We start from the raw sequence: 23,637 nt of genomic DNA on the forward strand, positions 1-23,637 counted from the left end.
CGCCCCTCCCGGGCCCTCCGGTCGGCGTAGGCCCGATCAGGCGTGGGACACGTCCAGCAGGTGCACCTGCCCGTCCTGGTCCGCGACGACCAGCACCGCCGCATCGGGCAGGTAGGCCGGGGTCGCGATGACCCGCGAGGTCGTGACCTGCCGCAGGGGCGTCACCGACGCCTCATCGGCGTCGATCAGCGACACCACCCCGGTGTAGCTGACGTGCCAGGCCCGACGCGTTCCCAGGACCGGGACGATCCCGGCGTCCAGCGACACCTCGCCGGGCTCCCCGATGGGCGTCAGGCCCCCGGTCGCCGGGTCGATCAGCGCCGCCTGTCCGCGCTCCTGCACCACCAGGATCGTGCCCTCGTCGAGCACGAGCGGCGGCGTGTACATCGCCGCGGCCGATGCCGACCACAGCTTCTCCCCCTTCGAGGCGGACAGCGCCGTCAGGGTGCCCACCGTGCCCGCGAGCACCGCGTCCTCGCCGATGATGCGGATCGTCGACGTCCACGGCCCGTACAACAGGTCCTGGTAGGCGGAGCCGCGGTCGGACAACGAGGCCGTCCACCGCTCCGCGCCGATCGCGAGCGAGTATCCGCGGACCGTGCCGTCCCCGGCGCCGATGACGACCGTGTCGCCCAGGACCGCGGGCCGGCCGCAGGACTGCATGGGGATCGGGACCGACCACAGGACCTCGCCGTCCGGTCCGAGCCGGTGCAGCTGCGGGCCCGCGCTCACGAGGACCCCGAGCTCGCCGTCGACCTCGATCGGGTGCGGGGTCGAGGTGACGTGCCCGTCCAGCTTCGTGCGCCACCGCTCGCGCCCCTGCCGCACGTCGATCGCGACCAGGGCGCCGTCGGCTCCGGGCACCAGGGCGGTCCCGCCGTCCGGGGACATGGCGATCCCGCGCAGGACCGGGCCGGTCTGCACGCTCCACTGCCGCAGCAGGCGGGAGCCGCGCAGGATCAGCGAGACCACCTCGCCGCGATCGGTGGGCACGAGCACCGTGCCCTCGCGGGTGACGGCGAGCGCGCCGCAGACCGCCCCTTCGACCTCGAAGGTCTCGAGCGCCCGGACCGGCCCGCCGCGGGTGGTGAAACCGGTCTCCGCCTCCCACAGCCCGCCGTCCGCATCGGTCGTGCGCAGCCGCAGCCGATGCGGTCCCGGCAGCAGCGGCCCCAGCCGTGCGAGCGGCACGTCCGCAGCGAGGTCCGCCCCCTCGCGCGTGACATCGACCCAGGTCCCCTCCTCGGTCCGGCCGTACTGCGAGGTGTCCCGCACCTGCGCGAGGGCCCGGGCGAGGATCGCGTCCTCGCCCACGCGCGCCCGGATCCGCAGGGTGTCGCCGATGACGCGGGCCTCCGCGTCGCGGGGGAGGGCGCCGTGCTCGCGGGCTGGCCGGTCGTCCAGGTCGATGGTCGCGATCCGGGTGACGGTGCGCTCCCCGTCGTCACCCGGGGCGGGCAGGGCGATCGCGTCGATGCTGAGGCGGTCGTGCTTCTGCGTCGGATCATGGCGCAGCAGGTAGTGCACGGGCGAGCCCTTCACCGCGCGGCCGGTCAGCACCAGGGTGCCGTTCACGCGGGTGACGGTCTCGGCATGGTTGTGGCCGGCGAGGACGGCCTTCACGGGGAAGTCGGCGATCAGCGAGAACAGCTCGTCCATCCCGTTGACGTAGTGGAAGTCCGCTCCGGGCGGGCAGTGCATGACGAGGATGCTCGGCGTGCGGCCGGTCGCGCGCAGATCGCGGCGCAGCCAGTCCAGGGCGGCCGCGTCGACGTGCGCCTCCTCCTGGAGGGGGCGGGCGACCTCGAGCATGATCACGTGCACACGCTGGTGGTCGAAGGAGCGCGACCCCTCCTCGTGCAGCCGCGCCCGGTACGCGGCGCCGCCGCTGGCGTCCCAGCGGACCTCGTGGTTGCCGGCGACGTGCTGGATCGGGGCGGGGAAGTCCTTCGGGACCAGCCGCAGGTAGCGGTCGTAGATGTCGGGGGAGCCGAACTCGGTGATGTCGCCGCCGTGCAGGATCAGCGGCACGCCGAGCGCCTGCATGTCCGCGAGCACCAGCTGCAGGTGCACGTCCTGCGGCGCGGCCGCCTGGTCGATATGGACATCTGTCAGGAAGGAGGCGAAGACCGTGCCCGCCGCGGTGCCTCCGGCGCCGGTGCCGTCCTCCTCCGGCGGCGGCGGATCGGCCAGGACGTGGGCGCGGGCGCTCGTCGTGGACAAGCCCAGCGCCGCCGAACCCGCCGTCGCCGCGAGCCCCGCCAGCAGCGCCCGGCGGGAGAAGCGGCTTCGACCCCGCTGCTCGAGCAGCGGCATCTGCAGCATGGACGAGGAACCGGCACGGGAGAGCAGGGGCAGCTCGCCGATGCCCGCCGAGGCGTCGACGGCAGGGGCGGCCTCGATGCCCTCATGCCGGACATCGACGCTGGTGACGTGGGTCTCCTTCGTCCTCATGCCTCGATCGTATCGGGCCCGGGGAGGGCCCGTGATCAGCGGAGGTCCAGCGGGTGCCCAGCCGTTCAGCGATGCACGGGATCCGCGTCGGGGCGCAGGAAGCGGTCCAGATCCGCGGGCCGCGGGGCCGATTCCCAGTCGCCCGGGGACATGCACAGCATCGCCCCGTGCGCATTGCCGCGCAGCAGCCGTGCCTGCGCATCGCCGCCGGTCAGGCGCGCCGCCAGGTAGCCCGCGACGAAGGCGTCCCCGGCCCCGACCGTGTCGACCACCGGGACCGCGAAGCCGTCGTGACGGGTGAGGACGCCGTCGACGAGGCTCATGGCGCCCTCGGCCCCGAGCTTCGCGACGATCTCGCGGCCGGGCCGCCGATCGAGATCCGCGACCGCGTGCAGCAGCGCCTCCGCATCCTGCGGATCCGCGTCCTCGGGGGCGATGAGCGCGAGCTCCTCGAGCCCGCCGAAGACGAGGTCCGCCTCCGCCGCGAGACGCGTGTAGAGGTCGCGGACCCCGCCGGGCGGGGCGAGGGAGGGACGATGGTTCACGTCGAAGCTCACGGTCGTCCCGGCGGCCCGGGCCCGGCGCACGGCGTCCTCGACCGTCGCGGCGGCCTCCGGCGACAGCAGCGTCGTCACCCCGCCCACGTGCAGCAGATCCGCCGCCTCGAGCAGCGCATCGGGCAGGTCCGCGGGGGACAGGCGAGAGGCCGCGGAGCCGGCTCGGTAGTACTGGACCGTGGTCGTCATCGAGGTCGGCCTCGCCTTGATCATGAGGCCCGTGGGCGCGGCGTCGTCGATCGCGGCGCGCACCTGGACTCCCTCGGAGCGGATCTCGCGCAGCACCCTCTCGCCGAGGGGGTCGGCACCCACCCGGGAGACCCAGGTGACGTCGAGGCCCGCGCGGGCCAAGCCGATCGCGAGGTTCGACTCCGCCCCGCCGATCCCGAGCGTCAGCTCATGCGCATGCGCGAGCGAGCCCAGGCCCTCCGAGCGCAGCAGCGCCATCGTCTCCCCGGCGGTGACGACCCGCGGGCTCATCGGGCCTCGCCCACGGCGGCCACGAAGTCCCGGGCCCGGGCGGCGAGCTCCGCGAGGGAGCCGCCCTTCAGGGCGTCGCCCAGCAGCGGGCCGCCCACGCTGACCGCCGCCGCGCCTGCCCGCAGCCAGGCCTGCGCAGAGTCGAGGTCCACACCGCCGGAGGGCACGACCTCGATGTCCGGGAAGGGGCCGCGCAGATCCTTGATGTATCCGGGGCCGACCACGCCGGCCGGGAAAACCTTCACCGCGGATGCCCCCGCCGACCATGAGGAGAACAGCTCCGTGGGGGTGAGGCCGCCGGGGAGGATCGGGACGCCGGAGGCGACGGCCGTCTCCACGAGCTCCACGTTCGTCACCGGCGTGACGATGTATCGGGCGCCGCCGTCGAGGGCGCGCAGCAGCTGAGCGCGCGAGGTGACCGTTCCGATGCCCACGTCCATGCCCTCGCCGTAGCGCTCGGCGAGCTCCGGCAGCACGTCGAGGGTCTTCGGCGTCGACAGGGTCAGCTCGACGCTCCTCACTCCGGCCTCGGCGAGCGTGTCGATGACCTCCGGATACTGGGAGGCGTCGCGTCCGCGGATCACCACCACGAGACCCGAGGCGGCGGTGAGCGGGGGGATGGGGTTGCGCGGGGCCACAGGGTCCTCCTCGTCGAAGCGTCTGTCCCCCGCGAGCCTACGGCCCCGAGCCCCCGCCGGCGATCCTGCGCCGCTGGTCGGACGGGATGCGGGGGAGGGAGATGCAGGTGGGGAGCGGACAGGGCGGGATGGTGGGAGCGGACGGGGGGCGGGAGCGGACGGGGGGTGGTGGGAGCAGACGGTCGCCCCACGGTGCCCGGCGCGCGCATGGGCAGGCGGAACGCCGCTGGAGGCCCCTCTGCTCCCGCCCGCGGGGTCGGTAGCGTGAAGCCATGGCGAGCTGGGACGAGACCGTGCAGGCGTACGAACGATCCTTCGGCACCCTGTGCGCGGGCACAGTCGACCGTCTGCTGGGGGATCTGCCTGCAGGGATGCTGCTCGACGTCGGCTGCGGGACCGGCGGGCTCGCTCTGCGCGCTCGGGATCAGGGCCGCTCGGTGACGGCGGTCGACGCCTCCCCGGAGATGGTCGCCCGTGCTCGCGAGGTCCTCGGCGCGGGGCATCGCCTCGTCCACGAGGACGAGGCATCGGCCCCCTCCGCACGGGTGCTCGAGGCGGCGCTGCCGGACCTCCCGCTCGAGGCGGGGAGCGTCGATGCGGTGGCCGCGAACTTCGTCATCAACCACGTCGCCCGGCCCGCGGACTGCGTGCGGGAGATCGCGCGCGTCCTCCGTCCGGGCGGACGGACGGGGATGACGATCTGGCCTCCCGGAGGCGGTGGATGGACGGAGCTTGTCGGCGACGCCTTCGAGTCCGCACAGGTCATCGCCCTGCCGCCGGCGCGCCTGCCGCGGGAGCTCGACTTCCCCCGCTCTCCCGAGGGGCTCGCCGGGCTCGCCCGCGGGACGGGTCTCGAGATCCTCGTCGCGCAGGAGCTGCGGTGGGAGTGGCGCATCGCGGTCGAGGATCTGCTGGCCGGGATCCGGGGCGGCGTCGCGACGCCGGGGGCGACGTACCTCGCGCAGTCCCCCGCCGTGCGAGCGCGGTTCGAGGAAGAGCTGCGCCGGCGCGGGCGTGCCGCGGCCGGACCCGAGGGTCTGCTGACCTTCGCCAGCTGCGCCGTCTACGTCCTCGCGCGTCGTCGTGACGGCCGCTGAAGAGTCGGCTCCGGGAGCGGCGGGAGCGGACGGCTCCTCAGCGGCACCTCGCGTGCACATGGGCGGGCGGGGTGCCGCGGGAGGACCTTCTGCTCCCGCCCCGGGGGCTCACTGCCGCGTGCGCAGGCCCGTCATGCCGCCGTCGATCGGCAGAAGCACGCCGGTCGTGGAGCGGTTGCGGGGGGAGGAGAGATAGCAGTGCGCCTCGGCGACCTCCTCCGGCTCGACCAGGCGTCCGTGCGGCTGTCGGGCGTTCAGGGCCGCGCGCTCGGCGGCGGGGTCATCGGCCGCGTCCAGGAGCCGCCCCACCCACGGGGTGTTCGCGGTGCCGGGGACCACGGCGCTGACGCGGATCCCCTCGCCGACGAGGTCCGCGGCCATCGCGAGCGTCATCGAGGCGACCGCGCCCTTGGAGGCGGAGTACAGCACCCGGTCGGGAAGACCCAGCTCGGAGGCGATCGAGGCGGTGTTGACGATCGCGGCGGAGGAGGACTCGCGCAGGTAGGGCAGCGCCGCGCGGGAGACGCGGGCGACGGAGACGACGTTGACGTCCAGCACGCGCAGCCATTCCTCGTCGGTGTTCGCGGCGACGTCGCCCTGGGCGCCGATCCCGGCGTTGTTGATGACCACGTCGAGTCCGCCCAGCTCCTGTGCGGCGCGGGTGACGGCCGCGTCGACGGCGGCGGCATCGGACACGTCGCAGGCGATCGCGATCGTGCCCTCCGGGGCGCCGGAGGGGTCCAGGTCCAGCACGGCGACGCGGGCGCCACGGGCCTGGAGGGCGTTCGCCGTGGCCGCGCCGATCCCGGAGCCGCCGCCCGTGACCAGGGCGCGGATGCCGTCGAACTCGGGGGCGGGGGCTGCGGTCATGGGGAGTCCTCCTGTGCGGGCGGGGCAGATGGGCCGATGCGGGCAGAGGCGGCGCGGTCGCGGGGAGCGGGGCCGCTCGGTCCTGCGCTCCGCACGATACCCGCAATCATCCGATGAATCGACGTCCACCCCCTGCCGCGTCACACCCCGGGTGCTCCTGCCCCGAGCGCTCCCACGCACCGGTCGCCGTGGTCACGCCCCATCCGTGCATGTCAGACTGGACGCCGTCACCGACCATCCGGCCTGAATCATCGGGCCGATCATCAGGAGGAACCCATGGAGCTGCGCCGACTCGGACCCCGCGGAGCGGAGAAGCCGGCCGTCGTCGAGGACGGCGTCACCTACCGCCTCGACTCGATCACCGGCGACATCGACGGCGACTTCCTCGCCGCGGACGGCATCGCCCACGTCCGCGAGAAGCTCGCGGCGGGGGAGCTGCCCGTGTGGGAGGGGGCCGAGTCCCAGCGGGTGGGCTCGCCGATCGCCCGGCCCGCCGCGGTGATCTGCATCGGCCAGAACTACGCCGCGCATGCGGCCGAGTCCGGGGCCGAGCCGCCCACCACGCCGATCATCTTCTTCAAGCACCCCAACACCGTGGTGGGCCCCTTCGACGAGGTGCCGATCCCGCGCGGCGCCCAGAAGGTCGACTGGGAGGTCGAGCTGGGTGTGGTGATCGGCCGGGAGGCGAAGTACCTCGAGACCGAGCAGGACGCCCTCGACGTCATCGCCGGGTACGTGACCAGCCACGACGTGTCCGAGCGTGACTTCCAGATCGAGCAGTCCGGGGGCCAGTGGTCCAAGGGCAAGTGCGCCGAGGCCTTCAACCCCGTGGGCCCGGCGCTGGTCCCGGCGGCCGATGTCGACCCGCAGGCTCTGCGCCTGTGGTCGCGCGTGAACGGCGAGGCGCGCCAGGACTCGAGCACCGCGGACATGGTCTTCACCGTCGCCCAGCTGGTCCAGCACCTCTCGCAGTACATGGTGCTCTCGCCCGGGGACCTCATCAACACCGGCACCCCGCAGGGCGTCGCCCTCTCCGGCCGCTTCCCGTACCTCGCCGCGGGCGATGTCGTGGAGATCGGGATCGAAGGGCTGGGCGAGCAGCGGTCGGAGTTCGTGCCCGCCTGATCCGGCGGCTCCTGGCGCAGGGACGCCGGTGATGCTCAGGATCCGGCGGGCCCGTAGAGCCGGGCGATGTCCGGGGAGTCGAGCCAGCCGGCGTAGGCCTCGGTCTGCGGCCAGCCCTGGGGGGAGTCCTGCCACTCCTCCCGGCGGCCGTAGGGGAGGACGTCGATCAGCGGGAACGTGTGCGAGAGCTGCTCGATGCCGCGCCCGGTCGTGGACCAGGTGCGGAAGATGCGCTCGCCCTCGCGCAGCAGCACGGTGAGCATGAAGCCCCCGCCGGGCGGCGCGTCCATGAGCGTGCCGAAGGGGCTGTCCGCCGTCGAGTACCACTCCATCCGGTTGCCGACCTTCTCCCGATAGGCGAGGGCCTCCTGGATCGGCCCCTGCGTGACGACCACGAACCGGGCGTCGTACCGCTCGAGGAAGTCCAGGCGCGTGAACTGGGAGGTGTAGCTCGTGCAGCCGCCGCACTGCCACTCCGCGCCCGGATGCCACATGTGGTGGTAGACGATCAGCTGCGAGGCGCCCCGGAACACGTCGACGAGGCGGACCGGTCCGGCGGGCGACTCGAGGGTGATCTCCGGGAGCTCGACCATCGGCAGGCGTCGGCGCTGCGCGGCGATCGCGTCGAGCTCCCGGGTCGCGGCCTTCTCGCGGATCCGCAGCGCGGCGAGCTCAGCGCGCCACGTCTCGAGGTCGACGACGGCCGGGAGGGCGGGGGAGGGGGTCGGATCGGTCATGGTGCACCTCCGGGTGCCTCGAGGCGGCGGGGGCTTCGCCGCGTCCGTGCGGGAACGGTAGGGCGGCGGAGGGGAGGCGTCAAGGGCATCGGCCTCCGGGAGGGGGAGGCCGTGGGAGAGGCGAGGGGCGCGCGGTCCGGGTGTCCGCGCCCTGTGGCACGATCGGGGGAGCCTGCCCGCCCCGATCCAGGAGTCGTCGTGGAGAATCCGTTCCGGCCCTCGTTCGGCGCCGTCCCCGTGGCGCTCGCCGGGCGGTCCTTCGCCCTCGACTCCTTCGAGCACGCCCTGGAGGACCATCCCGGCAGCGAGCAGCGCTCGACCCTCATCTCCGGCGCCCGGGGGACCGGGAAGACGGTGCTGCTCACGGAGATGGAGATGATCGCCCAGGACCAGGGCTGGGAGGTGCTGCGCCTGCACACGGCCGCGCCCTCCCTGGCGGGGGAGCTGCGCGAGCTGGTCCTCGAACGCCTGCGGGAGGTCGACCCGGAGGCCTCGGACCTGCGCATCAGCGGCGGGGGGATCGCGAGCATCGGCTCGGTGCGCACCGAGCGCGTGGACCGCTACGCAGGGGAGATGACCACGGCGACGGCGCTCGCGCGTCTCGCGGAGCTCGCCGGCGGCAGCGGCGGGGGTCTGCTCCTGAGCGTGGACGAGGTGCAGTCCGTGGACCTCGACGAGCTCGCGGGCGTCACCCAGCTGTACCAGGATCTGGTGCGGACGGGACGGCCCGTCGCCTTCGTCGGCGCGGGGATCCGCTCGGGCATCGAGGCGCTGCTGGGCAAGGACAAGGCGACGTTCCTGCGCCGCGCACATCGCGTCGAGCTGGGGACGGTGGACCTCGGCACCGCCGCGGAGACGATCCGCCTGACCGTGGCGGGCACCGCGAAGCGCATCGGCCCCGAGGCCGCGGTCCTCGCCGGGGAGATCTCCTGCGGCTACCCGTACCTCATCCAGTACGTGGGCGCGCAGGCCTTCGAGAACAGCGCCGACGCGGAGGAGATCGCGCTCGAGGACGTGGCCCGCACCCGCGGCAGCGCCATCCGGCAGATGCACATGAACGTCCACGGCCCGGCGCTGCGGGGCATCGCGCCGGGAAAGCTCGCCTACCTCGAGGCGATGCTCGAGGACGACGGCCCCAGCTCCACGGCGGAGATCGGCCGTCGCCTGGGTCGCGACCACGGCTACCAGTCCGTGTACCGGCGCCGCCTCATCGAGGAGGACCTGATCGAGCCGGCCGGCCGCGGCTACGTCCGCTTCTCCCTGCCCTACCTGCGCGACTCCCTGCTCCTGCGGCGGCAGGAGCATCCCGGGCCGGACTCCCCGCCCGATGTCACGGTCCGCCGCACCCGCTCCCGATCACAGGAGGCACGACGCCGATGAGACGCCTCGCCCGCACGAAGGCCCCGGTCATCGACCGGATCGTGCTGCACGATCTGTCCCCCGCGCCCGCCACCGCGCTCGAGGGGGAGGGCATGCACGAAGGGCTCCTGCTCGAGGGCGAGGACCTCTCGCAGCGGGACCTGTCCGGCGTCGTCCTGTCCGAATGCGCGCTGCTCGGCGTCACCGCGCACGAGACCGACCTGCGCTCCTCCCGCCTGCTCGAGACCCGCATCGAACGGATGGACGCGTCCGTGCTGAACCTGTCGCGAGCCGTGCTGCGGGACGTCGAGATCCACGGCTCCCGGATCGGAGCGCTGGACGTGTACGAGTCCTCGCTCAGCTCCGTGCGGTTCGTGGGCTGCAAGGTCGACTGGATCAACCTGCGCGGTGCCGAGCTCGAGAACGTCCTGTTCGAGGACTGCACGATCGCCGAGGTCGACCTGGGCGGCGCACGGGCGACCCGTCTCGCCTTCGAGGGATGCCGCACGGAGCGCCTGAGCGTGCGGCAGTCGCGGCTGCAGGACGTGGATCTGCGGGGGCTCCAGCTCGTCGAGGTCGATGACCTGCAGGGCCTGCGCGGAGCGACCATCGACGGCGCCCGCGCCGTCGAGCTCGCGACCTCCTTCGCCGCACATCTGGGGATCCGCGTCGAGGACTGAGGGCCCCGCGGCTCGTCATCTGCCCGGGAACGCCCTGGATCATGCTCATCCGGGCACGCTCGCGCAGCCCGGGGCCGGATCTCGCGAAGCACCGCGGCGACTTCCCGTCACGATGACAACTTCCGGGTAGGGTGTGCCCATGGATGCCGCGGCCGCTCCCCTCGACGTCGCCGTCGACCTCGTCGTGCTGACCCTGCGCGGCGGAAAGCTCAGCGTGCTCCTCGTCCAGCGCGAGGATGCGCCCTTCGCGGGTGCATGGGCCCTCCCCGGCGGCTTCGTCCGCCCCGAGGAGGACCTGCTCGCCGCGGCGCACCGGGTCCTCGACTCGGAGGCATCGCTGGGACGGGAGCACACCTACCTCGAACAGCTGCGCACCTATGGGGATGCGGACCGCGACCCGCGAGGACGCGTCATCTCCGTGGTCCACATGGCGCTCGGCGCGAACCTGCCGGATCCGGTCTCCGGCGACGGCGCGGCCGATGCCCGCTTCTGGGACCTGGCGGAGATCGATGCCGGTGCGCTCGCCTTCGACCATGCCGAGATCCTCACCGCCGCGGTCGAGCGCGCCCGCTCCAAGCTCGAGTACACGACGCTCGCGACCTCGTTCCTGCCCGCCGAGTTCACGATCTCCCAGCTGCGCGGCGTCTACGAGAGCGTGTGGGGGACGAGCCTGGACCCGGGCAACTTCCACCGCAAGGCCACCCGGTCCCCGGGCTTCGTGGTCGACCTCGGCAAGCAGACCGACGGCACCGGCGGCCGCCCCGCCCGCCTGTTCAGCGCCGGCGAGGGCGCGATCCTCAACCCGCCGCTGCTGCGCGGTGGGGAGTAGGGCGGCCAGCGCGGCCGCGGCGCACCGGTGAGCGAACCCCGCGCGCGGTACGGAGCGTCTCCGTGGCTGTCGCGGCTGGGCGGAGGCCGCCCGCGGATCCGCCGTGCGGCGCTGCTGGTCAGCGGTGCCGTTCTCGCGCTCACGACGCTCGAGGCGATACTGCGCGGCGGGGCCGCCGCGCAGCTGGGCGTTCCGCCGCTGTGGCTGCTGAACCTGCTGGGCTGCATGCCGTACACCGCCGGCCTCCTCGTGCCGATGCTGCGCCCGCGCAGCCATCGGCTCCTCGTCCTCGCACTCGTGCTGGGGACGGCCGGGTTCCTCGTCCTCCCCGGACTTCTCGCTGTGCCGACCACCGGCTCCGCGTCGCTCGAGATGGCCCTGCTGTCGGCGCTGATCTCGATCTCCGGATCCGTGCGGGGCGCGGTCGCGCTGCTGGGCGCGGGCATCTACGTGGTGCTGAGCCAGCCGGTGCGTTCACGGCCGCGCTGACGACGGGCTCCCCGAATCCGGATCGGGGACGGACCTCCGGTCGTCCTCCCCTTGATCGGCTGAGCTCCTCGGTCCCCGCGGCGAGGCCCCGAGAATCGTGAGACGTTCCCGCGGGAACGTCCGATAGGCTCGAGAGCATGTCGAGCCCGGAATCAGACAGGTCCGGGGCTGCCGGTCACCCCGCCAGCCCCCTGCTCCGCTGATCCCCGCCCGCGTCCTCGAGGACGTGCGCGCATCCTGAGGCGGCCGCTGGCCGTGGTGACGAGAAGCCCCATCCGTGTTCTCGTCCTTCGGAGCCCTCGATGCCCCTCACCCTCCTCCTGCTCGCCCTCGCCGTCTTCGTCATGGGCACCTCGGAGTTCATGCTCGCGGGTCTGCTCCCCGCGATCGCCGATGACCTGTCCGTCAGCATCGGCACCGCCGGCCTGCTCACCTCCGCCTTCGCGATCGGCATGGTCGTCGGCGCGCCGACGACGGCGGCCCTCGCCCGCCGGTGGCCTGCCCGGAGCGCCCTGCTCCTCTGCCTGCTCGCCTTCGCCGTCTGCCATGCGGCCGGGGCGCTCCTGCCGGTGTTCGCCCCGCTCCTGCTCCTGCGCATCCTCAGCGCGCTCGCGAACGCGGGATTCCTCGCCGTCGCCCTGAGCACGGCGGCGTCTCTCGTCCCCGCGGATCGCACCGGCCGCGCCATCGCCGTGCTGCTCGCCGGAACCACGCTGGCCACCGTCATCGGTGTCCCTGCCGGCTCGCTGCTGGCCACGATGCTGGGCTGGCGGGCCACCTTCTGGGCGATCGCGCTCCTGTGCCTGCCGGCGATCGCCGGGGTCCTGCTGGGGGTGCGTCGAGACGCCGGGCTCGGCGGGGAGCGGTCGACGGGGCCGTCGCTCGGCGCCGAGCTCGCCCGGCTCCGCTCCCCGCGCCTGGTGCTCGCGATGCTGCTGGGCGCGCTGGTCAACGGAGGGACGTTCGCGGCGTTCACCTATCTCGCCCCGATCGTGACCGACGTGGCAGGGCTCGCGGACGCCTGGGTCCCCGCGGCGCTCGTCCTGTTCGGGATCGGCTCCTTCCTCGGCGTGATGCTCGCGGGGCCGCTCTCCGACCGGTTCCCGGGGGCGGTGCTCGCCGTGGCGAGCCCGCTTCTCGTGGTGGGCTGGGTGCTGCTCCTGCACCTCGCCCGGCATCCGGTGCCGCTCCTGCTCGGCGTCCTGCTCCTGGGCATGCTGTCCTTCGCGGTCGGCAGCACGCTCATCGCGGGGATCCTGCGCGAGGCGGCGGGGGCGCCCACGATGGCGGGCTCGTATGCGACCGCGGCGCTGAACACCGGTGCTGCGGCGGGCCCGGTGCTCGGCGCCCTCAGCCTCTCGGCCGGGTCGGGGCCGCTCGGGCCGATCGCCGTGGCCGCGGTGCTGAGCGGGATCGCGCTGCCGCTCCTCGCACTCCGGCGGGCCCGGGGCGACGGGACCGCCGCCGCGTCCGCACGGAGCCGGTGACGCGGTTCGCCGCCGATCTCGGTCGGCATGCGGCCGGGACGATCCGGCCCGGCGGGCGTAGCCTGGCCGCATGCGCACCGGATACGAGGCCACGGTCCTGCGATTCGTCGACGAGCGCTTCCCGATGGCGGAGTCCGTGATCGTCGCGGGCAGCACCGCCCGTGAGGAACGCACCGCGACCAGCGACATCGACCTCCTGCTGCTGGGCGGCGGCGGGTTCCTGGGGCAGGAGGCGGACAGCCTCGCCGCGACCTTCTCATGCGAGGGCGAGCCGATCGAGGTCTTCGCCTACACGGCCGAGGGCTTCGAGCGGTGGGCGCGGCGCGGGGTCGAGGAGGCGCGTCCGGTGATCGTCCGCATGCTGATCGAGGGCATCGTCCTGCGCGGTGGTCCGGGGCTCGCCGCGCTCCAGGGCCGATGGGGGCCGATCCTGGCCCGGGGGCCGGAGGCGTCCCCGCACACGATCGATCTGCATCGGTATGCCGCGACCGACCTGCTCGACGATCTCGCCGATGCCCGCGATCCCTTCGAGCGACGGATCATCGCCGATGCCCTGCTCCAGCGCATCGCCGCGATCGTGCTGCTGTCGGACCGCCGGTGGCTCGGCACCGGCAAGCACCTCGCCCGTGCCCTGCGGGCATGGGACGCCGCGCGCGCCGAGCAGCTGGCCGCCCCGTACCTCGCCGGGGATCTGGACGCCTTCGCCGCCGCGGCGCGGATCGAGCTCGACGTCGCGGGCGGGCGGCTCCAGGGCGGCTTCGTCCGCTGAGACCCGGGGACCGGGCGCGCAGCCCGTCCGGGCCGGTGCTCACGCGGTCGGGGCGAGGCGGGAGGACTCCCGGACGATCAGCTCGGGGGCGAGCCCGGCCGGCGCCGTGGGACCGCGGTCGCTCGGGGCGGAGGCCCCGGCGTCGAAGCCGGCGAGCAGGCGGGCGACGGCCGCCTCGCCCAGGCGGTCGAAGGGCTGGCGGACGGAGCTGAGCGCCGGGGTGAAGAACGCGGCTCCGGCGACGTCGTCGAAGCCGACGACGGCGACCTGCTCGGGGACGCGCACGCCGTGGCTGTTCAGGACGTGGAGCAGGCCGAGGGCCATGAGGTCGTTGGCGGCGAAGACGGCATCGGGCAGGGGACCGCGCAGGAGGCGCTCGCCGTAGGCGGCTCCGGCCTCGGCCGACCAGTCACCGGGCGCGGCGACCTCGGCGTCCAGCCCGAGCGCCGCCGCGGCCTCGACGAATCCGGCGCGGCGTCCGCGCGCGTCGAACCACGAGGCCGGGCCCTGGAGGTGGACGACACGGCTCCGCCCGGTCTCCGCGAGGTGCTGGGCCACGTCCCGGGCCCCGCGCGCCTGGTCGACCGCGACCATGGTGACCCCGGGCAGGGGCGGGGCGCCCGCGGTCACCGAGACCACGGGGGTCGTGCGGGCGATCGCCGCGAGGGTGGGCAGCATGCCCTCGTGCGGGGCGATGACGATGATGCCGTCGGCCCCGCTCTCCAGCAGCTCCTGTCCCGTGCGCTCACCGGCCGCGCCGCGCGGGTCGGCGGAGGAGAGCAGGGTCGCGTATCCCGCGGCGTGGGCCGCGGACTCGACGGCGCCGAGGGTCGCGGCCGGTCCGTACAGCGCGGAGCCGTCGGTGAGCACGCCGATGATCCGCGACTGGGTGGTGCGCAGGGCGCGGGCGGCGCGGTTGCGGGTGAAGCCGAGCTCGGCGATGGCGGCCTCCACGCGCGTGCGCGTCTCGGGCCGCACGCGCTCGGGGGCGTTGAGCACACGGGAGACGGTCTGGTACGAGACCCCGGCACGATCGGCGACGTCGGTCATCGACGGGCGGCGGGGGGTCTGCGACATGACGGGCCTTCCTGGGCTGGCCCCGGTGCGGGGACGGGGCGGCGTATCGAGTGTCAACGTTCACATGCCGTGCGTCAAGCGGATGCGCTCGCCCGCACGCGGCGTCCGGACCCGCCGGATGCGTTCCGGGACGTCGCGACCGCGGCCGTCGCCGCCGGGCCGAGCGGTGGATGGCGAGGACCCGTTGCGGATACCCCTCGGGCATCGGTCGGTCGACATCCGGCGGGCGGCCGATGGCTGACGAAAGTTTCGATGCAAAATAAGCCCATGGCGTGGCGATTGACCCGATCCGCTCGACCATCTAGGCTCTAGGTAGATAAAAGTTTCGGGACAGATTTCAGGCGGCACGGGCGATGCGGCCCGCCGCCGGACGCGCGTGCCGTGCTGTCCCGCCCGAGCGGAGGAATGCCATGCCCACCTCGACCACCCCCGTCTGGAACGACCCCGCCCGGCCCGTGCAGGAGAGGGTCCAGGCGCTGCTGGCCGACCTCACCCTCGAGGAGAAGGTCGCCCAGCTCGGCAGCTACTGGAAGCGCCCGGAGCTGGGCGACGCCGGCGGCTTCGCCCCCATGCAGTCGACCTTCGAGGAGGGCCGCGACCCCTTCGAGGAGGCCGCCCGCAACGGGCTCGGGCACATCACCCGCGCCTTCGGATCGGCCCCCTTCGAGGTCGCCGACGGCGTCGCCCACCTGCGTGAGCTGCAGCGCATCGTCATCGCCGGATCCCGGCACGGCATCCCCGCGATCGCCCACGAGGAGAGCCTCACCGGCCTCATGGCCCACCGCGCGACCACCTACCCCGCCGCGATCGCCTGGGGCGCCTCCTTCGCGCCGGAGCTCGTGCGCGCCATGGCTCGGCGCATCGGCGCGGACATGCGCGCGATCGGCACCCATCTCGCCCTGTCCCCGGTGCTGGACATCGTCCGCGACTACCGCTGGGGCCGCATCGAGGAGACCATGGGCGAGGATCCCTTCCTCACCGGCACCCTCGCCACCGAGTACGTCCGCGGCCTGCAGGAATCCGGGATCATCGCGACTCTCAAGCACTTCGCCGGCCACGCCGCCTCCCGGGCCGGACGCAACCACGCCCCCGTCTCCATCGGCCCCCGGGAGCTCGCCGATGTGGACCTCGTCCCCTTCGAGATGGCCGTGCGCCTGGGGAGGGCGGGAGCGGTCATGAACTCCTACGCCGACATCGACGGGATCCCGCCCGCCGCCTCCCGCGCGCTCATGACGGACCTGCTGCGCGGCACCTGGGGCTTCGAGGGCACCGTCGTCTCCGATTACTGGGCCGTGAACTTCCTGCAGTCCATGCACCGCGTCGTCGGCAGCACCCGCGAGGCCGCGGTCGCGACCCTGCGCGCCGGCATGGACGTCGAGCTCCCCGAGACCAGCTGCTTCGTCGAGCTGCCCGCCGCGATCTCCGCGGGCGAGCTCGAGCTCGAGGTCCTCGACACCGCCGTGCGCCGCGTGCTCACGCAGAAGGTCGAGCTGGGCCTGCTCGATGCGGAGTTCGACGCGACCGCTGCCGGGGACCCCGCTGCGGATCTGGACTCCACCGGCAATCATGAGCTCGCGCGCACCCTCGCCGAGGAGTCGATCGTGCTGCTGCGCAACGCGGAGAGCACCCTCCCGCTCCAGCCGACGGACGGTCCATCCCGTGTCGCGCTCATCGGTCCCGCTGCGACCGACCCGCGGACCTTCCTGGGCTGCTACAGCTTCACCAACCACGTCCTGTCCCGCCTCTCCGACGCCGGCACCTCCGTGCCGATGGATGACCTCGCCACCGCCCTGGGCGCCGAGCTCCCGGACGCCGTCATCGAGACCGTGCGCGGTACGGACTTCGTGGACCCGGACCCCTCCGGGATCGCCGAGGCCGTCGCCGCCGCGACGTCCGCGGACCTCGCGATCCTCGCCGTCGGGGACAAGGCCGGTCTGTTCGGCGCAGGCACGTCGGGCGAGGGCTGCGACGTCGTGGACCTCTCGCTGCCCGGCGCCCAGGGCGCGCTGCTGGACGCCGTGCTCGACACCGGCACTCCCGTCGTGCTCGTGCTCGTCACGGGCCGTCCCTACGCCCTCGGTGCCGTCGCGGACCGCTGTGCCGCGATCGTGCAGGCCTTCATGCCCGGGCAGGAGGGCGCGGCGGCGATCGCGGGCGTGCTCTCCGGCCGCGTCAACCCCTCCGGCCGTCTGCCCGTGGGGATCCCTGCGCACGTGGGCGGCCAGCCCGGCACCTATCTCGCCCCCGTGCTGGCCTGGGAGAGCGACGGCATCTCCACCCTCGACCCGAAGCCGCTGTACCCCTTCGGGCACGGCCTGTCGTACTCCTCCTATGAGTACTCCGATCTGCGGATCTCCGCGCAGAGCATCGCACCGGACGGCGAGGTCGTCATCTCCGCGACGGTCACCAACACCTCCGGCCGCGCCGGCAAGGAGGTCGCCCAGCTGTATCTGAGCGACCCGGTCGCCTCGGTGGTCCGGCCGCTCAAGCGGCTCGTCGGCTTCGCGAAGATCGCCCTCGAGGCGGGGGAGAGCGCGCGCGTCGAGTTCACGCTCCATGCCGACCGCACCTCCTTCACCGGACCCGACCTGCGCCGCATCGTCGAGCCGGGCGAGCTCGTGGTGCGTCTGGGCTCGTCGAGCGAGGACCGCGCCCTCGAGGGCTCCTTCCGCATCGAGGGGCCCGTGCGGGACATCGAGGGGATCGAGCGCGTGATGGAGACGCCCGTGCGGGTGGTGCGCCCGGCCGATGCCGGTCAGGTCGGGCTGCGCGCGACCGCGGAGGCGGCGGGGATCCCCATCGGGGCGGCGGTCGCGGGCGGCGGCCACCGTCGCGGCATCGCCGACGAGGTGCTCGAGGACCCGCTCTTCCGGGAGATCCTGGACCGTGATTTCGCCTCCCTCACGCCGGAGAACCAGATGAAATGGGAGGTCGTCCATCCCGCCCGCGGGACCTATGACTTCGGCCCGGCCGATGCCGTGGTCGACTTCGCCGAGGCCCATGGCCATCAGGTCCGCGGCCATACGCTGCTGTGGCATTCGCAGAACCCGGCCTGGCTCGAGGAGGGCGAGTTCACGGACGAGGAGCTGCGGGAGATCCTGCACGAGCACATCGCCGCCGTCGTGGGCCGCTACCGCGGCCGGATCCGGCACTGGGACGTGGCCAACGAGCTGATCCGCGACGAGGACGGCGAGCTCCGGCTCGAGCAGAACATCTGGCTGCGCCGCCTGGGCCCGGGGATCCTCGCCGATGCCTTCCGCTGGGCGCACGAGGCCGACCCGGAGGCGCTGCTGTTCCTGAACGACTACTCCGTCGAGGGCATCGGGCAGAAGTCCGATGCGAACCTGCGTCTGCTGCAGGAGCTCCTGGCCCAGGGGGTGCCCGTGCACGGCTTCGGGGTCCAGGGACACCTGAGTCTCACGCAGCCGTTCCCGGACACCCTCGCGGAGAATCTGCGGCGCTTCGCCGATCTGGGGCTCGCCACGGCGCTCACGGAGGTCGACGTCCGAGGGTCGGTCGACGAGGACGGGCGCCTGAGCCCGGCGGACGAGCAGGAGCAGGTCCGCTGGTACCGGCGGCTGGTCGGGGCGGCGCGGGCGACCCCGGGCTTCACCTCGCTGACCGTCTGGGGCGTGCTCGACTCCCATTCCTGGGTCCCCGGGTTCTTCCCCGGCGAGGGCTCCGCGCTGCTGCGGGACGAGGCCGGGCGCCGCAAGCCCGCCTTCGCCGCCGTGGAGGAGGCGCTGCGGGCTCAGGAGAGCTGAACGCCGTGCGTCGCAGCTGAGACCACGGGCGACGGTCGGTCCGTCGTGCTTCCGAGTCGTCGGGGCAGGACGGGCCGATCCGTCGTGCCCAGGGGACCGTGGATCTCGAAATTAGTTTCGAGACGTATCCGGTCGTGTTATCGAAGTGTGACCCGCGGGCAGCTCGTCCCGTCCGGAGGTCTGAGCCGGCATGGCATGCATAGATGCAGGTCACGCGATGGTTGTGATGGCGGGGCTCAGGAATCGATTCATGACTCACCCCTCTTGACGCCATCGCCAGAAGCTCGTAATTTATCGGTACATCGAAATCAAGATGAAACTTTCGGTAGGAGGGTGGGGCATCCCCCACCAGACGGGACGGCGTCGCAGCTGACACCGCTCGCCACCGACCACCTGCAGGAGCTCGACCCTCTGCGTCCGCACCGTATCGCCGCGGCGTCGGGTGCGGACCCAGCAGTCCCGACAGATCATCCAGCGTCTGCCGCTCTCGCGGCGCGCCCGTCCTCACCAGGAGCCGGCTATGACCACCACCCGCTTCCCGTTCACGCCCAGCCGGCGCAGCGTCGTCGGCCTCTCCGCCGCGGCCTTCGCCTCCGTGGCCCTGGCCGCCTGCGGCGACGGCGGCGGAGGGGGCGACGCCGAGGTCGACCTCGCGGCCCAGGGTGTCGGTGCGATGGAGGACTTCGCCGCCGACGCCCAGTTCACCGCGACCGAACCCTTCAGCCTCACCATGCTGTGGACCGACTGGCCCGATGTCCCCGTCGAGGACACGTGGAAGATCTTCTCCCGCATCGAGGAGCTCACCGGTGTCACCCTCGAGCTGACCCACATCCCCTACAGCGACGCGGTCGAGAAGCGCAGCCTCCTCATCAGCGCCGGAGACGCCCCCGACCTGATCCCCCTCATCTACACCGGCGACGAGACCCCCTTCGTGTCCTCCGGCGCCGTCCTCCCGATGAGCGACTACATCGAGCACATGCCGAACTTCGCGAAGTACGTCGCGCAGTGGGACCTCGGCGACATGATCGACAACATCAAGCAGGCCGACGGCAAGGCCTACATGCTGCCGGGTCTGCAGGAGGTCTCCGTCCCCGTGTTCAGCCTCGTGCTGCGCAAGGACGTCTTCGAGTCCGTCGCCGGCGGCATGCCGAACACGTGGGAGGAGTTGCGCAGCGCGCTGGCGGCCCTCAAGCAGGCGTATCCGGACTCGACCCCGCTCGCCGACGGCTTCGAGTCCCAGTCGATGCTCAACTACGCCGCGCATGCCTTCGGGACCCGAGCCGGCTGGGGCTTCGGCAGCGGCATGGTGGGCGGCGACGGCGATGAGCTCGTCTACGCGCCCACCACCGACCAGTACCGGGAGCTGGTCGACTTCTTCCGCGGGCTCGTGGCTGACGGCCTCCTGGACCGCGAGTCCCTGACGGCGTCGAACGACGGCACCGGCGCCGCGAGCGTGAGCGAGAAGTTCGCGCAGGACCTGTGCTTCGCGGCCTCCGGCTCCTCCGGCACGGCGATCGAGTTCTCGCAGGCCCTCGACGAGACCGCGGGGAAGGGCAACCATGAGGTCGTCCTCGTCCCGCCGCCCGCGGGCCCCGCCGGGGATCACGTCGAGCCGCGCAACTTCTGGCACGGATTCATGCTCAGCTCGAAGGTCGCCGAATCCGAGAACTTCCTGGCGACCCTCCAGTTCCTCGACTGGCTGTACTACAACCCCGCCGCCCGCGAGATGCTGCGCTGGGGCATCGAGGACGAGACGTACACGAAGGACGACGACGGGACGATCGCTCTGAAGGACGGCTTCTCCCTGGACGACTTCGACATCAACACGGGCGCCGGGACGGATATCAAGATCGACCTCGGGTTCTCGACGTTCCCGGCGGAGGCGACGGAATCCCGCGCCCTCAAGGAGTCCTACAGCACGCCCGCGTTCGTGCAGTACATCGACGACGTGCTCACGACACGCACCCCGAGGGACCCCTTCCCTCCGGCGCCGCTGGACGAGACCGAGCTCGAGCAGTCCTCGCTGCTGGCGACCCCGCTCAAGGACGCCGTCGACACCGCGACGCTCCAGTTCATCATGGGCGAGCGGCCCATGGAGCAGTGGGACGCCTTCGTCGCCGAGCTCGAGGCCGCCGGGCTTCCGCGCTACGTCGAGCTGATCAACGGGGCCCGTGCTCGCTTCGTCGAGAACAACGGCTGACCGTGATGTTCGCGCTCTCGGGAGGCCCCGCATGACCAGCATCGACGCCCTGCCGGAGGCGAGTCCGGCCGCGAGGGCGCTCCCTGCCCCCGCGCCTGCCCGTCGGCCCGGGGGGTGGCGGCGCACCCTGCGGAGGGACTGGCCTCTGTATGCGCTCGCCGTCCTCCCCCTTCTGTTCCTCGCGATCTTCCGCTACCTGCCGATGCTCGGGAACGTCATCGCGTTCCGCCGATTCCGCCCCGGAGGCAGCATCTTCGGGGAGGAATGGGTCGGGACGTTCTACATCGAGATGTTCATCCATGATCCTGCGTTCTGGAAGGTGTTCGCGAACACGGCGATCATCGGAGCGATGACCCTGGTCGTCTGCTTCCCGCTGCCGATCGTGCTCGCGCTCATGCTCAACGAGGTGCGCCAGCGGCACTTCAAGCGGATCGTCCAGTCGATCTCGTACCTGCCGCACTTCCTGTCGGTGGTGATCGTGGTCGGCATGGTCTTCCAGCTGCTCTCGCTGCAGGGCACCGTCAACCAGATCGTGGAGGTGCTCGGCGGGGACGCGATCGCGTTCACGCAGCGGCCCGAGTTCTTCCGGGGGATCTACGTGATCTCCGAGGCCTGGCAGACCGTCGGCTGGGGGACGATCCTCTACCTCGCCGCGCTCACCGCGGTCGACGACTCCCTCTACGAGGCGGCGCGGATCGACGGCGCGAACCGGCTGCAGCAGACCTGGCACGTGACCCTCCCGGGGATCCGGCCGACGATGGTGACCCTGCTGATCCTGAACATCGGCTCGTTCTTGAACGTGGGATTCGAGAAGGTCCTGCTGCTGTACAACCCGATGGTCTATTCGACCGGTGATGTCATCTCGACGTATCTGTACCGGGTGGGCCTGGTCTCGAACAATCTCAGCTATGCGGCGGCCATCGGACTCTTCCAGGCGATCATCGGATTTGTCATGGTCATGGCCGCGAACCAGATCTCGAAGCGATTGGTGGGGACGAGCCTGTGGTGATCGACGCCTTCACGACCGAGGAGCGGGCAGCCGCTCCCGCCCATGCCGCGAGCGGGGCCTCGCGGATCCGCGACTCGCGCTCCTACAGGGTCTTCACGGTCCTCAACATCACGTGCCTGGTGCTCGTGTGCATCGTCATGCTGTATCCCTTCGTGATCCTCGTGGCGCAGTCCTTCAGCTCCGCCGCGGCGATCAACGCCGGCAAGGTCAGCCTGTGGCCCGTCGGCTTCAACCTCGACACCTACCGGGCCGTCGCCGGCAACGGCGAGTTCTGGCGCAGCTACGGCAACACCGTCCTGTACACGGTGATCGGGGTCGTGATCGCGATGGCGCTGACGACGACCTATGCGTACGTCCTCTCGAAGCGGCACCTGAAGGGGCGCGGGGTGCTCATCGGCATCGCGGTGTTCACGATGTTCTTCAACGGCGGCATCGTGCCCAACTACGTGCTCATCTCCTCGCTGGGCATGAAGAACACGATGTGGTCGGTGATCCTTCCGCCCGCCCTGTCCGTGTTCAACCTGCTGGTGATGAAGGCGTTCTTCGAGAACCTTCCGGGAGAGCTCGAGGAAGCGGCGCAGATCGACGGGCTGTCCTGGTTCGGGATCTTCTTCCGGATCGTGCTGCCGCTGTCGAAGGCGATGCTCGCGACGATGATCCTGTTCTACTCCGTGCAGTACTGGAACGACTGGTTCAGCGCGTTCCTGTACCTGGACAGGAAGGATCTTTTCCCGGTCACGCTGTTCCTGCGGAACCTCATCGCCGGCGCCTCGACCGCGACGACGGAGGGAGCGGCGGCCTCCGGATCGACGGCGGATGCGATCACCGCGAACATCCAGTCGGTGACGATGCTGCTGATCATGATCCCGATCCTGTGCGTGTACCCCTTCGTGCAGCGCTACTTCGTCTCCGGCGTCATGCTGGGATCCGTGAAGGGCTGAGACCGATGCATCACGAGAGCATCCAGGTCCGTGCGGGCCGTGACGACGTCACCGTGACGACGTACGTGCTCGAGGACTCCCCGGAGCTTCTCGCGGGGCGGCGCCGCCCGGCGGTCCTCGTGCTGCCGGGCGGCGCGTACATCGGCTGCTCCGACCGTGAGGGCGAGCCCGTCGCGCTCGCCTTCGCGGCGCTCGGCTACCACGCCTTCGTGCTGCGGTACTCGGTCCACGGCGACTGGGGCTTCCTCGACGGCGGTCGCATCGAGCGGCGGGAGCGGAGCATCCATCCGGCCCCGCTGCACGATGTGGCCGCGGCGATGGGCATCATCCGCGACCGCGCGGAGGAGTGGCTCGTGGACGCGGACCGCATCGCCGTGGCCGGCTTCTCGGCCGGCGGGCACAATGCCGCGATGTACGGCACCCGCTGGGACGACCGGGCCGTCGTCGAGGCCGCGGGCGGGACTCCGGTCCGGCCGGCGGCGCTCGTGCTGGGCTACCCCATGACCGACTATCCGCTCCTGCACGAGGCCCCGGCCCCGGGCGACGGCGGAGCCCCGCGGACCCACGACGCCGCCTCCATGGCGCTGTTCGGCCGCACCGACCCGTCGGACTCCCTGCTGCGGGAGGTCAGCCCCGCGCTGCACGTCACCGCGGCCACCCCGCCCGCCTTCCTGTGGCACACCGCGGCCGATGCCCTGGTCCCCGTCGAACAGTCGCTGAGCTTCGCGCGCGCCCTCGCCCGGCAGGGGATCCCCTTCGAGCTGCACGTCTTCGAAGGCGGCGACCACGACCTGTCCCTCGCGACGCAGGCCACCGCACGCCTCGACTCCCAGATCGTGCCGCCGGCCGCGGCATGGACGCGGCTGGCGGCCGCCTGGCTCCAGACGCGGCTCTCCCTGCCCGTGCCCTCGGCGCAGGGGGCCTGAGCCGGCCCTGTGCCGGAACCCGAGAACCACCATCGAGGCTCCGCCTCGGAAAGGACGGACGATGATGTCCACCCATCCCACCCCCGCCCCCGGGCCGCGCCGCCGCACGGTGCTCGCCGGCCTCGCCGCCGCGGCCCCGGCCGCGGTCG

At 72.5% G+C, this 23,637-nt stretch carries 19 protein-coding genes; 13 read left to right on the forward strand and 6 right to left on the reverse strand.

Translation table 11 applies throughout. The annotated features are described in order from the left end of the window. Positions 1-36: 36 nt before the first annotated feature. The 3 genes from ACFFF6_RS11875 to ACFFF6_RS11885 form a co-directional block, all read right to left on the reverse strand. Positions 37-2,454, reverse strand: a complete 2,418-nt coding sequence (locus tag ACFFF6_RS11875; RefSeq protein WP_376980951.1) for an outer membrane protein assembly factor BamB family protein — start codon at positions 2,452-2,454, stop codon at positions 37-39. Between the two features lie 65 nt (positions 2,455-2,519). Next, a complete protein-coding gene (locus ACFFF6_RS11880; RefSeq protein WP_376980953.1) occupies positions 2,520-3,491 on the reverse strand; it encodes a sugar kinase in 972 nt (323 codons plus the stop codon). Continuing rightward, a complete protein-coding gene (locus tag ACFFF6_RS11885) occupies positions 3,488-4,129 on the reverse strand; it encodes a bifunctional 4-hydroxy-2-oxoglutarate aldolase/2-dehydro-3-deoxy-phosphogluconate aldolase (protein WP_376980955.1) in 642 nt (213 codons plus the stop codon). Before ACFFF6_RS11885 ends, ACFFF6_RS11880 begins: the two co-directional genes overlap by 4 nt. 272 nt (positions 4,130-4,401) lie before the next feature. Here ACFFF6_RS11885 and ACFFF6_RS11890 point away from each other — a divergent pair, with 272 nt between their 5' ends. Beyond that, positions 4,402-5,226, forward strand: coding sequence for a class I SAM-dependent methyltransferase (locus ACFFF6_RS11890; protein WP_376980956.1), 825 nt, complete (start codon positions 4,402-4,404; stop codon positions 5,224-5,226). Positions 5,227-5,334: 108 nt separating this feature from the next. Here ACFFF6_RS11890 and ACFFF6_RS11895 read toward each other — a convergent pair whose 3' ends face one another. Continuing rightward, positions 5,335-6,096: an SDR family NAD(P)-dependent oxidoreductase gene (locus tag ACFFF6_RS11895; protein WP_376980958.1), complete on the reverse strand. Its 762-nt coding sequence runs from the start codon at positions 6,094-6,096 to the stop codon at positions 5,335-5,337. Between the two features lie 276 nt (positions 6,097-6,372). Between ACFFF6_RS11895 and ACFFF6_RS11900 the strand changes: the two genes are divergently transcribed. Continuing rightward, a complete protein-coding gene (locus ACFFF6_RS11900; RefSeq protein ID WP_376980960.1) occupies positions 6,373-7,221 on the forward strand; it encodes a fumarylacetoacetate hydrolase family protein in 849 nt (282 codons plus the stop codon). 35 nt (positions 7,222-7,256) lie between these two features. Here the strand turns inward: ACFFF6_RS11900 and ACFFF6_RS11905 are convergent, their stop codons facing one another. Then, positions 7,257-7,958 carry a DUF899 family protein gene (locus tag ACFFF6_RS11905; RefSeq protein WP_376980962.1) on the reverse strand — a complete coding sequence of 234 codons (702 nt, stop codon included), beginning with the start codon at positions 7,956-7,958 and terminating at the stop codon, positions 7,257-7,259. A gap of 198 nt (positions 7,959-8,156) precedes the next feature. Here ACFFF6_RS11905 and ACFFF6_RS11910 point away from each other — a divergent pair, with 198 nt between their 5' ends. The 6 genes from ACFFF6_RS11910 (at position 8,157) to ACFFF6_RS11935 (ending at position 13,571) form a co-directional block, all read left to right on the forward strand. Next, on the forward strand, positions 8,157-9,338 hold the full coding sequence (locus ACFFF6_RS11910; protein ID WP_376980964.1) for an ATP-binding protein: 1,182 nt from the start codon (positions 8,157-8,159) through the stop codon (positions 9,336-9,338). Beyond that, positions 9,335-9,997: a pentapeptide repeat-containing protein gene (locus tag ACFFF6_RS11915; RefSeq protein WP_376980966.1), complete on the forward strand. Its 663-nt coding sequence runs from the start codon at positions 9,335-9,337 to the stop codon at positions 9,995-9,997. Before ACFFF6_RS11910 ends, ACFFF6_RS11915 begins: the two co-directional genes overlap by 4 nt. Positions 9,998-10,136: 139 nt before the next feature. Beyond that, entirely contained in the window at positions 10,137-10,826 is a 690-nt protein-coding gene (locus ACFFF6_RS11920; RefSeq protein ID WP_376980968.1) for an NUDIX hydrolase, read from the forward strand. Between the two features lie 27 nt (positions 10,827-10,853). Beyond that, a complete protein-coding gene (locus ACFFF6_RS11925; RefSeq protein WP_376980970.1) occupies positions 10,854-11,315 on the forward strand; it encodes a hypothetical protein in 462 nt (153 codons plus the stop codon). A 302-nt stretch (positions 11,316-11,617) separates the two neighbouring features. Then, a complete protein-coding gene (locus ACFFF6_RS11930) occupies positions 11,618-12,802 on the forward strand; it encodes a Cmx/CmrA family chloramphenicol efflux MFS transporter (protein WP_376980972.1) in 1,185 nt (394 codons plus the stop codon). A gap of 70 nt (positions 12,803-12,872) precedes the next feature. Then, a complete protein-coding gene (locus ACFFF6_RS11935) occupies positions 12,873-13,571 on the forward strand; it encodes a nucleotidyltransferase domain-containing protein (RefSeq protein ID WP_376980973.1) in 699 nt (232 codons plus the stop codon). A gap of 39 nt (positions 13,572-13,610) precedes the next feature. Here the strand turns inward: ACFFF6_RS11935 and ACFFF6_RS11940 are convergent, their stop codons facing one another. After that, positions 13,611-14,648, reverse strand: coding sequence for a LacI family DNA-binding transcriptional regulator (locus ACFFF6_RS11940; RefSeq protein WP_376980975.1), 1,038 nt, complete (start codon positions 14,646-14,648; stop codon positions 13,611-13,613). A gap of 410 nt (positions 14,649-15,058) precedes the next feature. Here ACFFF6_RS11940 and ACFFF6_RS11945 point away from each other — a divergent pair, with 410 nt between their 5' ends. From ACFFF6_RS11945 to ACFFF6_RS11965, 5 genes are all read left to right on the forward strand, one after another. Beyond that, a complete protein-coding gene (locus tag ACFFF6_RS11945) occupies positions 15,059-18,412 on the forward strand; it encodes an endo-1,4-beta-xylanase (protein ID WP_376980977.1) in 3,354 nt (1,117 codons plus the stop codon). A gap of 520 nt (positions 18,413-18,932) precedes the next feature. Continuing rightward, the gene (locus ACFFF6_RS11950; RefSeq protein ID WP_376980979.1) at positions 18,933-20,612 is read left to right on the forward strand and encodes an ABC transporter substrate-binding protein; all 1,680 of its coding nucleotides are present in this window, start codon (positions 18,933-18,935) and stop codon (positions 20,610-20,612) included. Between the two features lie 31 nt (positions 20,613-20,643). Further along, the gene (locus ACFFF6_RS11955; protein ID WP_376980981.1) at positions 20,644-21,621 is read left to right on the forward strand and encodes an ABC transporter permease; all 978 of its coding nucleotides are present in this window, start codon (positions 20,644-20,646) and stop codon (positions 21,619-21,621) included. Positions 21,622-21,686: 65 nt separating this feature from the next. Next, a complete protein-coding gene (locus tag ACFFF6_RS11960; RefSeq protein ID WP_376980987.1) occupies positions 21,687-22,562 on the forward strand; it encodes a carbohydrate ABC transporter permease in 876 nt (291 codons plus the stop codon). 5 nt (positions 22,563-22,567) lie between these two features. Further along, positions 22,568-23,488, forward strand: a complete 921-nt coding sequence (locus tag ACFFF6_RS11965) for an alpha/beta hydrolase (protein WP_376980983.1) — start codon at positions 22,568-22,570, stop codon at positions 23,486-23,488. The last annotated feature ends 149 nt before the right edge of the window (positions 23,489-23,637 follow it).

It is taken from the genome of Brachybacterium hainanense (genome assembly GCF_042434575.1).
GTDB classification, from domain to species: domain Bacteria; phylum Actinomycetota; class Actinomycetes; order Actinomycetales; family Dermabacteraceae; genus Brachybacterium; species Brachybacterium hainanense.